This window comes from Mycobacterium sp., from assembly GCF_008709575.1.
Classification (GTDB): Bacteria; Actinomycetota; Actinomycetes; order Mycobacteriales; family Mycobacteriaceae; genus Mycobacterium.
Map to the genome: position 1 here is coordinate 1 of NZ_VYIK01000263.1, position 789 is coordinate 789.

2 protein-coding genes are annotated in these 789 nt (G+C 68.4%); both read right to left on the reverse strand.

The genetic code is table 11. From position 1 onward, the window contains the following. A partial coding sequence (locus F6Q13_RS18340; protein ID WP_293059583.1) for a hypothetical protein occupies positions 1-197 on the reverse strand: 197 nt, incomplete at its 3' end. Then, positions 181-789: aldehyde dehydrogenase family protein (locus F6Q13_RS18345; protein WP_293059586.1), on the reverse strand; the 609-nt coding region annotated here is incomplete at its 5' end. The genes F6Q13_RS18340 and F6Q13_RS18345, both read right to left, overlap by 17 nt.

A 789-nucleotide genomic window follows, 5' to 3' on the forward strand; every position in this document is an offset into this window, starting at 1 on the left:
CCGGCCAGCCGCTTGGCCATCGGCGCGCCCATGTTGCCCAGCCCGATGTAGCCCAGGCGCAGGCTCTCGTCCGGGTGTGTCATGACCGCCGTCGACGGTAAAGATCTCCGCCACCGGATCCGGTGACGATGGCGGCCTTGTCCTCGAATCTCATCCCCGTCCTCTCCCGCCGAGTCACGACTAAACAGCCGTCGCAATGACTTTGGTCTCGAGGTACTCCTCGAAACCGGCCAGGCCCATCTCCCGGCCGTTACCGGATTGCTTGTAGCCACCGAAGGGGGCGTCCGCGCAGTACCAGACACCGCCGTTGACGTTGACGGTGCCCACCCGCAGCCGCGAGGCCACCGCGGCGGCCCGGTCGGGATCGGTGCCGAAAACGGTGCCCGACAACCCATAGGGCGAATCGTTGGCGATACGCATGGCGTCGTCGTCGCCGTCGTGGGCGATCACTGTGAGCACCGGACCGAAGATCTCCTCGCGCGCGACCCGGGCGCCGTTGCCCAGGCCTTTGATCACCGTCGGCTCGATGAAGAAGCCCTTGTGCATCTCGGCGGGCCGGCCACCGCCGCAGGCGAACGAACCACCTTCTGTCACAGCCAGATCCAGATAGCCCTGCACCCGGTCGCGCTGGCGCGCGGAGATCAGCGGCCCGCAGACGGTGCCGGGGTCGGTGGGATCGCCGGGCTTGATCGAGGACATGGTGGCCGCTGCCGCCGCGACCGCCTCGTCGTAGCGGGCCCGCGGCACCACCAGGCGGGTGGTAATCGCACAGCCCTGTCCGGCGTGCAT